The following is a 13,685-nucleotide window of genomic DNA, read 5'->3' on the forward strand; positions in this document are numbered from 1 at the left end:
CTCACGGGTGTTTTAACGCTAACCACACTTCGGTGTGGTTATTTTGGCCTGCTTGTTAGCCATTTTTTTCGACTCCGGGGAAACTTCGTGCAGCGACTCGCAATGATCCTTGCCTGCCTGTTACTTCAGGCCTGCTCCGCCACCACCAAAGGCCTGGGCTCCTCGCTCTGGCACAGTATTGTTGGCGACGACGGCATACAGCTCACCCATGATGATATTCAGAATATGCGCTACGCCAGCCAGTACATGCGCATTAATAACGGCCCGCAGATTTTTGTGGTGCTGGCGTATGACGAAAACGGCCAGCAAAAGTGGGTGACGCAAGACCGGGCGACGATCGTCACCGAACATGGCCGCATCGTAAAAACCACCGGGCTTGGCGACAACCTCCAGCAGGTGACTAACCTGGCAGGCGACCCGCTGCTCCATGCGAATCAGATTATTGATGGCGCAGGCTGGACGCGGCAAATGGCCTGGACTGAGCACCAGCAGGTGCGCATGGCGACGGCACGCTCAACCTTTACCTGGGACGGCACAGACACCCTAAACGTGGCGGAAAGCGCCACGCCGGTTCGCGTTCTTGATGAAGAGATTACCGTCGACGGTAAAAGCTGGCACAACCGCTTCTGGATAGACAGCGAAGGCCACATCCGCCAGTCGAAGCAATATCTTGGCCCGGATTACTGGCCTGTTGATACCATCTTGTTGAAGGCGGCAAAAAATGAAAATTAAAGCCCTCACACTGTTCTTCGCCCTCAGTTGCCCTGTTACATACGCCGCAGGGACCGTGACCATTTATCCGGCCAATCAACAACTCACCGGCGTTGAACGCCTGGCCGACTTAGTGACTCACCCCGCGCTGGCCCATGCCTGGTGGCCTGCTGCGATCATCAGCGAACGGCAGGCCACGGCGGTGGCTGAACAGCAGCACCAGACATTACTGGCTCAGCTACGCCATTTTGCCGCAGAAGAAAGCGGCGACGACGCGGCGGCCATCAACGGCCTGCGCCAGCAGATGCAGGCGGTCCACGTCACCGGACGGCAGTTTGTTGACCTCGACCCGGACTGGGTGCGCGTCCGTCCTCGCGCCAACGTCCCGCTACAGGGCGATTACAGCCTGTGGACTGGCCCGCAACCGACCACCATCACGCTGATGGGGCTGGTCAACTCGCCGGGCGTGAAGCCTTTTGTGGCGGGGCGTAGCGCGGATGAATATCTGGACGGTGTCGACAAACTCAGCGGGGCCGACCGCAGCTTTGCGTGGGTAATTTACCCGGACGGCAAAACGCAAAAAGCGCCGGTTGCGTACTGGAATAAACGTCACGTGGAATTAACGCCGGGCAGCATTCTGTTTGTCGGTTTTAAAGACCGACTTTTTAACTCTGATTTCAACCAGCTGAATCAGCGAATCCTTCACTCTCTGACCCATCGGAGACCGGATTGATGAAGAATAAAATGCTCTACAGCCTGCTGGCGCTGGCCGTTTCTTCAGCCTGTCAGGCGGAAACTTTTCCGGCTCCCGTTGGCCCATCGCAATCGGACTTCGGCGGCGTGGGCTTACTGCAAACCCCCACTGCCCGCATGGCGCGTGAAGGCGAATTCAGCCTTAACTACCGCGATAACGACCAGTACCGCTTTTACTCGGCTTCGGTGCAGCTTTTTCCGTGGCTGGAAACCACGCTGCGCTACACCGACGTGCGCACCAAACAATACAGCAGCGTTGATGCGTTCTCAGGAAACCAGACCTATAAAGATAAAGCTTTCGATATGAAAGTGCGCCTCTGGGAAGAGGGATATTATCTGCCGCAGGTGGCGGTAGGCGTGCGCGATTTAGGCGGCACCGGGCTGTTCGACAGCGAATATGTGGTGGCGAGCAAAGCCTGGGGGCCGTTCGATTTCACCCTCGGCATGGGCTGGGGCTATATGGGCACCAGCGGCAACGTGAAAAACCCCTTCTGCGAGGCCAGCGACGGTTTTTGCTCGCGCGATAACCGCTATAAACAGGCTGGCTCATTTGATTTTGGCGGCATGTTCCACGGCCCGGCATCGCTGTTTGGCGGCGTTGAATACCAGACGCCGTGGCAGCCGTTGCGCCTGAAAGTGGAATACGAAGGCAATAATTACGCCCAGGATTTTGCCGGGAAAATCGAGCAGCGTAGCAATTTTAACTTCGGCGCTATCTATCGTGCCGCCGACTGGGCCGACGTTAACCTCAGCTATGAACGCGGCAATACCGTGATGTTTGGCGTGACGTTGCGCACCAACTTCAATGACCTACGCCCGGGCTACAACGATAACCGCCGCCCGCAATACCAGCCGCAGCCGCAGGATGAAATTTTGCAGCCGACGGTGGTGGCTAATCAGCTGACGCTTCTCAAATATAACGCTGGCCTTACCAACCCGAACATTCAGGTGAAGGGCGATACCTTGTATGTGAGCGGCGAGCAGGTGAAATACCGCGATTCCCGCGAAGGCATTGAGCGTGCTAACCGCATTATCATGAATGACCTGCCGGAGAATATCCGCACCATTCGCATCACCGAAACGCGCCTGAACATGCCGCAGGTGACTACCGAAACGGATGTCACGAGCCTGAAACATCATCTGGAAGGCGAGCCGCTGGGGCATGAAACGCAACTAGTGCAAAACCGCGTCGAACCCGTGGTGCCGGAGCAAACCGAGCAGGGATATTACTTCGATAAATCGAAGGTGAATTTCTCCATTAACCCGGTGCTGAATCAGTCTGTGGGAGGGCCTGAGAGCTTCTACATGTATCAGCTTGGGGTGATGGGAACCGCCGACTGGTGGGTAACAGACCACCTGTTGACCACCGGTAGCCTGTTTGCCAATATTGCCAATAACTACGACAAATTTAACTACACCAATCCGCCAAAAGATTCGACGCTGCCGCGCGTGCGCACCCACGTGCGCGACTACGTTGAAAACGATATTTACGTCAACAATCTGCAAGCCAACTACTTCCAGCACCTGGGCAACAGTTGGTACGGCCAGGTTTACGGCGGCTATCTCGAAACCATGTACGGCGGCGTGGGCGCGGAGGTACTCTATCGCCCGATCGACAGCAACTGGGCGATTGGCGCGAATGCCAACTACGTTAAACAGCGTGACTGGCGCAGCGCGCAGGACATGATGAAATTTACCGATTACAGCGCGCCAACCGGCCATATCACCGGCTACTGGACGCCGCCGTTCGCCGACGATGTACTGGTGAAACTGAGCCTCGGCCAGTATCTGGCAAAAGATAAAGGCGGCACGCTGGAAATCTCGAAACGCTTCGACAGCGGCGTGGTGGTCGGCACTTACGCGACTATCACTAACGTCTCGAAGGAAGAGTACGGAGAAGGAGATTTCACCAAAGGGTTCTACGTGAACGTACCGCTGGATATCTTCTCGTCCTCACCAACCCGCAGCCGTGCGCAGGTAAGCTGGACGCCATTAACGCGTGACGGCGGGCAGATGCTGGGCCGCAAGTTTGAACTCTATGGGATGACAAGCGATCGGGATGTGAATTTCAGATAAACCGGCTAACGCTTACCCGACCAGGGAGGTTTGTCGGGTAAACGATAGCGCCATTATATAAGTAAATAATCTAGATCCAGATCACACTTTCAACGTATAACAACTACCGGGCCCATAATCCACGAGGTGTTGTTATGACTGCCGTCACCCGCGTTGAGTTGATCGCAACCGTGCTGCAAACGGTACTCAATCTGGCCCTGCTCACGCTGGGTCTAATCCTGATTATCTTCCTGGGTAAAGAAACACTGCACTTAGCCAACGTGCTATTTACCCCCAGCGAGCAAACCAGCAAATACCTGTTTATCGAAGGGCTGGTGGTTTACTTCCTCTATTTCGAGTTTATCGCGCTGATCGTTAAGTATTTTCAGTCGGGCTATCACTTCCCGCTGCGTTACTTTATCTATATCGGCATCACCGCGATCGTGCGGCTTATCATTATCGACCATAAGCAGCCGCTGGATGTGCTGATTTACTCGGGCGCTATTCTGTTGCTGGTGATTACGCTGTGGCTTTGTAACAGCAGCCGCTTAAAACGCGAATAAAAAGGCGGCCCGCAGGCCGCCGAAGTGAATCCAAAGTCAAATGAGGGTGTGCAGTGACATAATGTGAAGCAATAACTAACGGAATTCTTTAACCTTTTACCCCACCTGCGGTCAGGCCGCTCACCAGCCAGCGCTGCGCCAGTAAGAACACCACGGTAATCGGAATGGCTGAAAGCACCGCGGCGGCGGCAAAGTCGCCCCACAGGTAGTTTTGCGGGTTGAGATACTGCTGCATACCTACCGCCAGAGTGTAGCTGTTAACATCGCGCAGCAGCAATGACGCCACCGGTACTTCGGTAATCGCGGCGATAAACGAAAGAATAAACACCACCGCCAGGATCGGGACTGAAAGCGGCAAGAGCACCAGACGGAAAGCCTGCCATGGGGTTGCGCCATCGATGGCCGCCGCTTCCTCCAGAGAGTTATCGATAGTTTCGAAGTATCCCTTGATAGTCCACACATGCAGTGCAATACCGCCAAGATAGGCGAAGATCACCCCGCCATGCGTATTCAGACCAATAAATGGAATGTACTGGCCCAGGCGGTCAAACAAGGCGTAGAGCGCCACCAGCGACAGCACCGCCGGGAACATCTGGAAAATCAGCATTCCCTTGAGCAGCGTCGCTTTGCCCGGGAAGCGCATACGGGCAAAGGCGTAAGCGCAGGTCGTGGAAAGCGTCACAATACCCAGCGCGGTAATGGCCGCAATCTTGATCGAGTTCCACAACCAAAGCAGTACCGGGAACGGCGGTGGCGTCACGCTGCCATCGGCGTGCTGTACGCTAAACCCAAGCGCCAGCTTCCAGTGCTCCCAGGAGATCTGGTCCGGGATTAAACTGCCGGTGGCGAAGTTACCCGGACGCAGTGAAATCGCGATAACCATCAGCAGCGGGAACATAATCGCCGCGATAAAAATCAGCAGTAACAGATGCGTGGTCAGCAGACGCAGCTTTTGAGATTTCGGTTGAACCATAGCCATGAGTGTCGCTCCTTAATCAAACTTCATGCGGGTGGCTTTCAGGTTAACAATCGCCAGCACCCCAACCAGCAGGAAGATAAGCGTGGCGATTGCCGCCGCTAAACCAAAGTCCTGGCCGCCGCCGCCTTCAAAGGCGATGCGGTAGGTGTAGCTCACCAGCAGATCCGTGTAGCCCGCAGGCGTGGTGGTGCCGAGTCGGTCTGGCCCGCCGTTGGTTAATAGCTGAATCAGCACGAAGTTATTAAAGTTAAAGGCAAAGCTTGCAATCATCAGCGGCGTTAGCGGTTTAATTAGCAGCGGCAGCGTGATCTTAAAGAAGTTCTGGAACGGGCCTGCCCCATCCATTGCCGAGGCTTCATACAGGTCATCCGGTATCGCTTTTAACAGCCCCATGCACAGGATCATCATGTACGGGTAGCCAAGCCAGGTATTGACGATAATAATCATCGAGCGCGCGGTGGTCGGGTCGCTAAACCAGGCCGGTTTGATGCCAAACAGCGAGCTCAACATCATATTGATTTCACCGAAGCTTTGGTTGAACAAGCCTTTGAAAATCAAGATGGAAATAAACGATGGCACCGCATAGGGCAGAATCAGCAGCACGCGATAAATCGCTTTGCCTTTCAGCGATTCCCACTGCACCACACAGGCCAGAATCATGCCAACCGCCACGGTCAGAATCACGGTCAGAACAGAGAAGACCACCGTCCAGACGAAGATCGCCATGAAGGGCTTCTGGATGCCGTCATCGTGGAAAACGCGCAGGAAGTTCTTCCAGCCGATGGTAACGGTGTAACCCGGGCTTAATTGCTCGCTGCCCCAGCTGCCGTCAGCGTTAACCGACTGATAGAAACCAATATCATTGTTTGGACGATACTTAACGCCGCTTTGGTGGTTGGTCAGCTCGCCATTCTCCGCCACGCTATAAAGAGGACGCGTGCCGGAGAACTGGCGCAGAGAACTCATCGTCAGCGTGCTTTCATCAGGCATTTGTGCGGTGATTTTCATCAGCGCGGCTCGGTTTTGCGTAATCACGCGCAGATTGGCTTTCTCGCCTTCCGGCAGCGCCTGCGCTTCTTGCAGCTTCAGATGCTGTTCGCCGCCAAATTTAAAGGCCTCGGAGAGGAAATTTTTACCGGACTCACCGTCAGTCAGCGCGAGTTGCCACTCGTCGCCCGCCGGATAAAGGCCAAAGTTAAAAGTCTTACCCGCCTGGTACTGACGGTCCATCAGCACCTGCTGGGCACGCTCTTGCGTCAGCTGGTTGGTGCTGCTGTAGTTAGTGAACGCAATCGCAATGGTACAAATCAGCGGAAACAGGACGAACAGTCCCATACCCGCGAGGCCTGGGTAAACATAACGCCAGGCATACGCCTTGCGATTGGCAAAAATATAGAGGCCAAGCGAGCTTAAAATCAGCGTCATAATGGCAAACAGGTACTCCCCCTGGGCGTACATCAATACCACAAGATAACCAACCAGCAGTCCCATCAGGCCGATAGCTGACCACTTCAGCCCATCGCTTTGCCACCAGCGGCTCTTTTTAACAACATCCATGGGGTCTTCCTCTACAACTCATCATCTGAAACCACCCTCACCCTAACCCTCTCCCTGGGGGAGAGGGATTGTCCGGTTTTCTCCCTGGCCCTTGGGGGGAGAGGGTCGGGGTGAGAGGGAACGACTTACTTAGTGATACGTCCCTGCGCATCTTTCATCGCTTCATCAACGCTCTGGCGACCGCTAACGGCGTTGATCACTGCGGTACGAACGGCATACCAGAACGCAGACATCTGCGGCACGTTAGGCATGATTTCGCCTTTCTGGGCGTTATCCATCGTGGCCGCGATGCGTGGATCTTTTGCCAGCTGATCCTGGTAGGATTTCAGCGCCACCGCACCCAGCGGCTTGTCTTTGTTCACCTCAGCCAGCCCCTGGTCGGTCATCAGGTAGTTTTCCAGGAACTCTTTCGCCAGCTCTTTGTTCGGGCTGGCGGCGTTGATACCGGCACTCAGCACGCCAACGAACGGCTTAGAGGCTTTGCCTTTGAAGGTTGGCAGCAGCGTGACCCCGTAGTTGATTTTGCTCTTATCAATGTTGGACCACGCCCACGGGCCGTTAATCGTCATCGCGGTTTCACCTTTGTTAAAGGCTGCTTCGGCGATGGAGTAATCGGTATCCGCATTCATATTTTTGTTTTTAATCATGTCGACCAGGAAGGTCAGGCCCGCTTTCGCGCCCGCGCTGTCTACGCCAACATCTTTCACATCGTATTTGCCGTTTTCGAGTTTAAACGCATAACCGCCGTCAGCTGCGATCAGCGGCCAGGTAAAGTACGGTTCCTGCAGGTTAAACATCAACGCACTCTTGCCTTTCGCTTTCAGCTGTTTATCCAGCGCCGGGATCTCTTCCCAGGTTTTCGGTGGATTAGGGACCAGGTCTTTGTTGTAAATCAGAGAGAGCGCTTCAACTGCCACCGGGTAAGCGATGATTTTGCCATTGTAACGAACCGCGTCCCAGGTAAACGGATACAGTTTGTCCTGGAAAGCTTTATCCGGAGAGATTTCAGCCAGCAGGCCAGATTGCGCGTAGCCGCCGAAGCGGTCGTGGGCCCAGAAGATCACATCCGGGCCATCGCCCGTTGCCGCGACCTGTGGGAATTTCTCTTCCAGTTTGTCCGGGTGTTCAATGGTAACTTTAATCCCGGTGTCTTTCTCAAACTTCTTCCCGACTTCGGCCAGGCCGTTATAGCCCTTGTCACCGTTAATCCAGATGACCAGTTTGCCTTCTTCTATTTTTGCCAGTGCAGTGGCGGAAAACATCATCGTTGTCAGAGCAGACAGCGCGAGGATGCGGGCGCCAGTTTTAATTTTCATATTTATTCCCATCCTTTGAATGGTGATTGCGCGTGGATACATCAAGGTCAAGGTTGTGGCGTTACGGTTGCCAGTTTCCGCAGATGGCAAGTGCTTATCATCCTCCTTAGCTCTACGCCCCCACGCTACTATCTGTGATCTACATAGCATAACTGACGGTTATGCGTGCTGGAGCACACAAAACCACGCGGAAATTTGAAACCACGATCACGAAAAACTGTCGTGGGCACTGCAACCGGTTGCCGATCCCCCCCTCTCATCCTCCCGCCTCCTCCCCCATAAAAAACAGCAGGGTGGAGGATTCACGCGCGGTATGAATCCGTCATAGTCCGACACATCTTGAATCACCTGCCAATCAGCAGCGTGACGGCATGAAGGGAGAAGTACATGGCAAGCGTACAGCTACGGAACGTAACAAAAGCCTGGGGTGACGTGGTGGTATCAAAAGATATCAACCTGGACATTCAGGAAGGCGAGTTCGTGGTTTTTGTTGGACCGTCAGGCTGCGGTAAATCCACTTTGTTGCGCATGATTGCGGGGCTGGAAACCATCACCAGCGGTGATTTATTTATTGGTGAGACACGCATGAATGACATCCCCCCCGCTGAACGTGGCGTCGGTATGGTGTTCCAGTCTTATGCTCTTTATCCCCATCTTTCCGTTGCCGAAAACATGTCCTTCGGTCTGAAGCTCGCGGGCGCGAAGAAAAGCGATATCCACCAGCGCGTCACCCAAGTTTCAGAAACGCTGCAGCTCGGCCATTTATTAGAACGCCGCCCGAAGGCGCTTTCCGGTGGGCAACGCCAGCGGGTGGCGATTGGCCGTACGCTGGTGGCTGAACCGCGCGTTTTCCTGCTGGATGAACCTCTTTCGAACCTTGATGCGGCACTGCGTGTGCAGATGCGTATTGAGATCTCCCGCCTGCATAAACGCCTCGGGCGCACCATGATTTACGTCACCCACGACCAGGTCGAAGCGATGACGCTGGCCGACAAAATTGTGGTGCTGGACGCCGGGCGCGTGGCGCAGGTTGGCAAGCCGCTCGAGCTGTATCACTACCCGGCTGACCGTTTTGTTGCGGGCTTTATTGGCTCGCCAAAAATGAACTTCCTGCCGGTAAAAGTCACCGCCATCGCCATCGATCAGGTGCAGGTTGAGTTACCAAACCGCCAGCAAGTCTGGCTGCCGGTGGAAAGCAAAGCCGTTCAGGTCGGCGCCAATATGTCGCTGGGTATTCGCCCGGAGCATCTGCTGCCAAGCGACATCGCCGATGTGACCCTTGAAGGTGAAGTACAGGTTGTCGAGCAGCTCGGTCATGAAACACAGATTCATATCCAAATCCCCGCCATCCGTCAGAACCTGGTGTACCGCCAGAATGACGTGGTGTTGGTAAAAGAGGGTGCCACATTCGCTATTGGCTTGCCGCCAGAGCGCTGTCATCTGTTCCGTGAGGATGGCACTGCATGTCGTCGGCTGCATCAAGAGCCAGGTGTTTAAGCATTCCCATAAAAAAGAAAAGCAATGATCTCAGGAGATAGAATGATGATTACTCTGCGCAAACTCCCACTGGCCGTCGCCGTAGCCGCAGGCGTTATGTCTGTTCAGGCAATGGCAGTGGATTTCCACGGTTATGCCCGTTCTGGTATCGGCTGGACCGGTAGCGGCGGCGCACAACAGTGCTTCCAGGCAACTGGTGCACAATCTAAATACCGTTTGGGTAACGAATGTGAAACCTATGCGGAATTGAAATTTGGCCAGGAAGTGTGGAAAGAAGGCGATAAGAGCTTCTACTTCGATACTAACGTGGCTTACTCCGTAGCACAGCAAAATGACTGGGAAGCGACCAGCCCTGCATTCCGTGAAGCTAACGTGCAGGGTAAGAACCTGATTGATGCGCTGCCAGGTGCAACTATCTGGGCCGGTAAGCGTTTCTACCAGCGTCATGATGTTCATATGATCGACTTCTACTACTGGGATATTTCCGGTCCTGGTGCAGGTCTGGAAAACGTGGATGTGGGCTTTGGTAAATTCTCCTTCGCCGCGACACGTTCTACTGAAGCCGGTGGTTCAGCCACATTTGGTAGCGACAATATTCGCGATTACAACAATGCGACTGCGAACGACGTATTCGATGTTCGTTTGGGCCAGATGGAAATCAACCCAGGCGGCACACTGGAGTTCGGTGTCGATTATGGTCGCACCAACGTTAACGACGACTACTATCTGCAGCCAAATGCCACAAAAGATGGTTGGATGTTCACCGCAGAACATACCCAGAGCATGCTGAAAGGCTATAACAAGTTTGTGGTTCAGTACGCAACCGATGCCATGACCTCGCAGGGCAAAGGCCTGTCCCAGGGTGGCGGTATTGGTTTTGGTAATAATGAAGACGGTAGCAAATATGCTTATGGCATCAATAACAACGGCCATTTACTGCGTGTCATCGACCACGGTGCCGTGACGCTGGCTGATAACTGGGACCTGATGTATGTGGGTATGTACCAGGATATCAACTGGGATAACAATAACGGGACCAAATGGTGGACCGTGGGTATTCGTCCAATGTACAAATGGACGCCGATCATGAGTACCTTACTGGAAGTAGGCTACGACAACGTCAAGTCTCAGAACACCGGCGACTCCAACAACCAGTACAAAATTACCCTGGCACAACAGTGGCAGGCTGGTGACAGCATCTGGTCCCGTCCGGCAATTCGCGTCTTTGCAACCTATGCGAAGTGGGATGAGAAATGGGGTTACGACACCACGGGTACTGCAACTTCTAACCCGAACTTCGGCAAAGCAGCCAGCGACGGCTTTAACGGTATGTCCTTCGGCCGTGGCGACAGCGATGAATTCTCCTTCGGCGCCCAGATGGAAATCTGGTGGTAATACGGCTTTAACCTGATGTTATGACTCGATGAGGGGCTCGCCACCGGGCTCCTCATCATTATTACCCCTGTATGCCAATACTCGTTTCAGATGAAAAGCGCTATTGCCTGGCTACCTTTTTATCGACGTCCACTCGAGGTTATAACAATGAAAATGAAAAAAAGTCTCGTCGCCCTCTGCTTATCAGCTGGGCTGTTAGCAAGCCTGCCAGCCGTAAGCCTGGCTGACGTCAACATCGTTCCACAGGATATTTCAGCTGCACCTGCAATCCCTGCATCTGCACTGCAACAGCTGCAATGGACGCCAATCGATCGGTCGAAAACCCAAACTACCGATCTTTCTATCGCCGGACAGCGTCTGAGTGCTGGCGATATTACTGGCCCCGTTGCGGCTTATAGCGTGCCGGCCAATATTGGTGAGCTGAACATTACGCTGACCAGTGAAGTAAAACAAAATGGGGTCTTTGCACCGAACGTATTGGTTCTTGACCAAAATTTGACGCCTGCTGCCTATTTCCCTTCAAGTTTCTTTACCTATCAGCAGCCTGGCGTGATGTCCGCCGATCGCCTGGAAGGGACGATTAAACTGACGCCTGCGCTGGGTCAGCAAAAAGTGTATTTACTCGTTTTCACCACCAACAAAGACACACAGCAAACTACCAAAATGCTCGACCCGGCAAAAGCCTATGCCAAAGGCACGGGTAACGCTGTACCGGATATTCCAGACCCGATTGCCCGTCATACCACCGACGGCCTGTTGAAAGTGAAAGTCAAAACGTCTTCAGGCTCCAGCGTCCTGGTTGGCCCACTGTTTGGTTCATCAGGCCCGGGCCCGGTGACGGTAGGCAATACCGCAGCCCCGGCCACGGCTTATGCAGCACCTGTGGCGGTTGCCGCTACAGCTTCTGCTGCTGCCGTGAAGCCAGCCCCTGTGCTTAACGACACCGAAACCTATTTCAACCAGGCGATTAAACAAGCAGTAGCAGCAGGCGATGTTGATAAGGCCCTGAAATTGCTGGATGAAGCTGAACGTCTGGGCTCGACTTCTGCCCGTAAAACCTTTATCAGCAGTGTAAAAGGCAAGGGGTGATCGTCTCCCCACAGTGCTGATGTTTGCAGTATTGGTGCGCTTCTTTAGCGCACCTTTTTTCCATCCTCCCCTTTCATGCCGGCCAGCTAGCGTTTAAACCGTCCCCGCCCTATCTATTCTGCGTTACAATGATGGCTGGTTTTGTTGCGGAGAAATTCTCATGTCCGACGCGCTATCGCTACTGCGCGCCCTACGGTTCGAGGCCAGCATCCCAGAAGAGTTGAGCGCCGCGTTTCTTGACTGGTTGCTGCTTGAAGACTCAATGACTAAGCGTTTTGAACAACATTGTTCGCGGGTCACGGCGCGGGTTGTGCGTGAAGGTTTTGTCGATTCACAAGCTGAGCTTCCTGAAGCCGATATGCTGCCAGCATCCCAACGCTACTGGCTGCGCGAAGTGGTGCTGTGCGGTGACGATGAACCCTGGCTTTTGGGCCGAACCCTGGTTCCGGAGTCAACCCTTGAAGGGCCAGAGCTGGCTTTGCAACAGCTCGGCACCACGCCGCTCGGACGCTATCTGTTTAGTTCATCGTCCCTGACCCGGGATTTTATTGAGATTGGCCGCAGCGCGGAGCTGTGGGGGCGTCGTTCCCGCCTGAGATTATCCGGAAAGCCGCTAGTGCTGACCGAGTTGTTCCTTCCCGCTTCCCCGCTGTACGTAGAGGAAAACTAATGGAGTGGAGTCTGAAACAGGGCAAATGGCAGGCGTATCAACGCCTGATGCGGCTTGATAAGCCGATTGGCTCGCTTTTATTATTATGGCCCACTCTCTGGGCACTGTGGCTTGCAACACCCGGTGTTCCGCCGCTGACCATTTTATGCGTGTTTATCGCCGGAGTCTGGATGATGCGCGCCGCAGGCTGCGTGGTGAATGACTACGCCGACCGCAAGTTTGATGGCCATGTAAAACGCACCGCGCACAGGCCGCTGCCAAGCGGGGCGGTAAGCGAGAAAGAAGCGCGCATATTGTTTGTGGTGCTGGTATTGCTGTCGTTTTTACTGGTGCTGACGCTTAACACCATGACGATTTTGTTATCGGTGGCAGCCTTAGCGCTGGCCTGGGTTTATCCGTTTATGAAGCGTTACACCCATCTGCCGCAGGTGGTGTTGGGGGCGGCATTTGGCTGGTCAATCCCGATGGCATTTGCCGCCGTGAGCGAATCGGTGCCGCTGAGCTGCTGGCTGATGTTTTTGACGAATATCTGCTGGGCGGTGGCGTATGACACGCAATATGCGATGGTGGATCGCGATGACGATCTGAAAATTGGCATTAAATCCACGGCGATACTGTTTGGCCGCTATGACAATCTGATTATCGGTATTTTACAGTTTACGGTGATGGTGTTGTTGGCGGTGATTGGTTGGTTAAACGGATTAGGTGGGGCGTTCTACTGGTCTATTGCGCTGGCGGGGATGCTCTTTGTCCATCAGCAACGACTGACGGCTAATCGTGACCGTGATGCGTGTTTTAAAGCTTTCCTGAATAATAACTACGTTGGCCTGGTGCTTTTTATTGGGCTGGTGTTGAGCTACGTACACATCTAAAAAAACAGGCGAGGTTGCTGACAAAGAAGGAAAAAGCGTGGTTTTTCCTTCTTTGTGGCGATCGGCCGAAAATCAATAATTGATGGTCCATGTTCGTTTTGCGAAAGTCATGGGGTTTGTCATCAGTCTGGATTTTTGTCTCTAGTAATCAATGCCGATTTGCGCTTTAACACCTGCCTCAAACGCGTGTTTCACCGGTCTTAATTCACTGACCGTATCCGCCACTTC

Annotated in this window: 13 protein-coding genes; 9 read left to right on the plus strand and 4 right to left on the minus strand. The window is 53.9% G+C overall.

All coding sequences use genetic code 11. The annotated features are described in order from the left end of the window. Positions 1-87: 87 nt before the first annotated feature. From EHN07_RS12880 to psiE, 4 genes are all read left to right on the plus strand, one after another. Complete coding sequence (locus EHN07_RS12880) at positions 88-732, plus strand: YjbF family lipoprotein (protein WP_124024538.1); 645 nt, start codon at positions 88-90, stop codon at positions 730-732. Further along, the gene (locus EHN07_RS12885) at positions 722-1,444 is read left to right on the plus strand and encodes a capsule biosynthesis GfcC D2 domain-containing protein (RefSeq protein ID WP_124024539.1); all 723 of its coding nucleotides are present in this window, start codon (positions 722-724) and stop codon (positions 1,442-1,444) included. Before EHN07_RS12880 ends, EHN07_RS12885 begins: the two co-directional genes overlap by 11 nt. Further along, the gene (locus tag EHN07_RS12890; RefSeq protein WP_124024540.1) at positions 1,444-3,540 is read left to right on the plus strand and encodes a YjbH domain-containing protein; all 2,097 of its coding nucleotides are present in this window, start codon (positions 1,444-1,446) and stop codon (positions 3,538-3,540) included. Before EHN07_RS12885 ends, EHN07_RS12890 begins: the two co-directional genes overlap by 1 nt. A gap of 134 nt (positions 3,541-3,674) precedes the next feature. Further along, positions 3,675-4,082, plus strand: a complete 408-nt coding sequence (gene psiE, locus EHN07_RS12895; protein WP_124024541.1) for a phosphate-starvation-inducible protein PsiE — start codon at positions 3,675-3,677, stop codon at positions 4,080-4,082. Between the two features lie 88 nt (positions 4,083-4,170). Here psiE and malG read toward each other — a convergent pair whose 3' ends face one another. From malG to malE, 3 genes are all read right to left on the minus strand, one after another. Continuing rightward, on the minus strand, positions 4,171-5,061 hold the full coding sequence (malG, locus tag EHN07_RS12900) for a maltose ABC transporter permease MalG (protein WP_124024542.1): 891 nt from the start codon (positions 5,059-5,061) through the stop codon (positions 4,171-4,173). 12 nt (positions 5,062-5,073) lie between these two features. After that, a complete protein-coding gene (gene malF, locus EHN07_RS12905) occupies positions 5,074-6,618 on the minus strand; it encodes a maltose ABC transporter permease MalF (protein WP_124024543.1) in 1,545 nt (514 codons plus the stop codon). 125 nt (positions 6,619-6,743) lie between these two features. Then, positions 6,744-7,934: a maltose/maltodextrin ABC transporter substrate-binding protein MalE gene (gene malE / locus EHN07_RS12910; protein WP_124024544.1), complete on the minus strand. Its 1,191-nt coding sequence runs from the start codon at positions 7,932-7,934 to the stop codon at positions 6,744-6,746. A 387-nt stretch (positions 7,935-8,321) separates the two neighbouring features. On the opposite strand from malE, the gene malK reads away from it, so the two are divergent. The 5 genes from malK to ubiA all read left to right on the plus strand — a co-directional run bounded on the left by malK (position 8,322) and on the right by ubiA (position 13,457). Next, positions 8,322-9,431, plus strand: a complete 1,110-nt coding sequence (gene malK, locus EHN07_RS12915; protein ID WP_124024545.1) for a maltose/maltodextrin ABC transporter ATP-binding protein MalK — start codon at positions 8,322-8,324, stop codon at positions 9,429-9,431. Positions 9,432-9,473: 42 nt separating this feature from the next. Continuing rightward, a complete protein-coding gene (locus EHN07_RS12920) occupies positions 9,474-10,826 on the plus strand; it encodes a maltoporin (protein ID WP_124024546.1) in 1,353 nt (450 codons plus the stop codon). A gap of 147 nt (positions 10,827-10,973) precedes the next feature. Continuing rightward, positions 10,974-11,915, plus strand: coding sequence for a maltose operon protein MalM (gene malM, locus EHN07_RS12925; protein WP_124024547.1), 942 nt, complete (start codon positions 10,974-10,976; stop codon positions 11,913-11,915). A 160-nt stretch (positions 11,916-12,075) separates the two neighbouring features. Then, positions 12,076-12,585, plus strand: coding sequence for a chorismate lyase (gene ubiC, locus EHN07_RS12930; RefSeq protein WP_124024548.1), 510 nt, complete (start codon positions 12,076-12,078; stop codon positions 12,583-12,585). Next, positions 12,585-13,457 carry a 4-hydroxybenzoate octaprenyltransferase gene (gene ubiA / locus EHN07_RS12935; RefSeq protein WP_124024549.1) on the plus strand — a complete coding sequence of 291 codons (873 nt, stop codon included), beginning with the start codon at positions 12,585-12,587 and terminating at the stop codon, positions 13,455-13,457. The genes ubiC and ubiA overlap by 1 nt, the downstream gene beginning before the upstream one ends. A gap of 141 nt (positions 13,458-13,598) precedes the next feature. On the opposite strand, the gene EHN07_RS12940 is transcribed toward ubiA, so the two are convergent. Further along, the coding region (locus tag EHN07_RS12940) for a cob(I)yrinic acid a,c-diamide adenosyltransferase (protein ID WP_208646996.1) at positions 13,599-13,685 on the minus strand (87 nt) is incomplete at its 5' end.

Source organism: Buttiauxella warmboldiae, from assembly GCF_003818135.1.
GTDB classification, from domain to species: Bacteria; Pseudomonadota; Gammaproteobacteria; order Enterobacterales; family Enterobacteriaceae; genus Buttiauxella; species Buttiauxella warmboldiae.